At 59.4% G+C, this 1,321-nt stretch carries 2 protein-coding genes; both read right to left on the bottom strand.

The features are described 5' to 3' along the window. The coding region (gene nrdF, locus AC5RWX_RS33425; RefSeq protein ID WP_494100446.1) for a class 1b ribonucleoside-diphosphate reductase subunit beta at positions 1 to 866 on the bottom strand (866 nt) is incomplete at its 3' end. Positions 867 to 959: 93 nt separating this feature from the next. Then, the coding region (locus AC5RWX_RS33420) for a ribonucleotide reductase barrel domain-containing protein (protein ID WP_494100445.1) at positions 960 to 1,321 on the bottom strand (362 nt) is incomplete at its 5' end.

The following is a 1,321-nucleotide window of genomic DNA, read 5'->3' as shown; positions in this document are numbered from 1 at the left end:
GAGAGGATGGCCGGGTTCACGTCGGTGACGGACGCCGGGAACATGGCCTCGTAGCCCAGGTTCATCAGCGCCTTGTTGGCGTTGTAGTGCAGGAACTTCTTGACGTCCTCGGCCAGGCCTACCCCGTCGTACAGGTCATGCGTGTACTGGACTTCGTTCTCGTACAGCTCGAACAGCAGCTCGAACGTGTAGTCCTTGATCTCCTGCTTGCGTTCCTCGGACAGGCCTTCCAGGCCCTTCTGGAACTTGTAGCCGATGTAGTAGCCGTGCACTGCCTCGTCGCGGATGATCAGGCGGATCAGGTCAGCCGTGTTCGTCAGCTTGGCGCGTGAGGACCAGTACATGGGCAGGTAGAAGCCCGAGTAGAACAGGAAGCTCTCCAGCAGGGTGGAGGCAACTTTGCGCTTCAGGGGGTCGTCGCCCTGGTAGTAGTCCATAACGATCTGCGCCTTCTTCTGAAGGTTCGCGTTCTCGGTGGACCAGCGGAACGCCTCGTCAATCTCCTTGGTGGAGGCCAGCGTGGAGAAGATGGAGGAGTAGCTCTTGGCGTGCACAGACTCCATGAAGGCGATGTTCGTGTACACCGCTTCTTCATGAGGGGTCAACGCGTCAGGAATGAGCGAAACCGCGCCGACGGTCGCCTGCACGGTGTCCAGCAGGGTCAGGCCGGTGAACACGCGCATGGTGAGCTGCTGCTCGGCCGGCGTCAGCGTGTTCCAGGACTGGACGTCATTGGACAGCGGCACCTTCTCCGGCAGCCAGAAGTTGTTGACCAGACGGTTCCAGACATCCACGTCCTTATCGTCCTGGATGCGGTTCCAGTTGATGGCCTCGACGTGGCTAAGCAGCTTGACCTTCTCGGTCATGTCATCCCCTATGCGTTGGGTGGTTTCTCTAAGTTAAAGCGTACGACGGCGGGCGGGCACCCGCCGTCGTACTGATGAGGATTTAGTTGAAGATTAGAGCATGCAGGAAACGCAGCCCTCAACCTCGGTCCCTTCCAGCGCGAGCTGGCGGAGACGGATGTAGTAGATGGTCTTGATGCCCTTCTTCCACGCGTAGATCTGGGCCTTGTTGATGTCGCGCGTGGTGGCGGTGTCCTTGAAGAACAACGTCAGGGACAGGCCCTGGTCCACGTGCTGGGTGGCAGCGGCGTAGGTGTCGATGACCTTCTCATAGCCGATCTCGTACGCATCCTGGTAGTACTCCAGGTTGTCGTTCGTAAGGTACGGCGCCGGGTAGTAGACGCGGCCCAGCTTGCCTTCCTTGCGGATCTCGATCTTGGACGCCACCGGGTGGATCGAGGAGGTGGAGTTGTTGA

Source organism: Arthrobacter sp. SPT-J7 (assembly GCF_059089965.1).
This window is presented reverse-complemented; position numbering and strand designations above follow the sequence as displayed.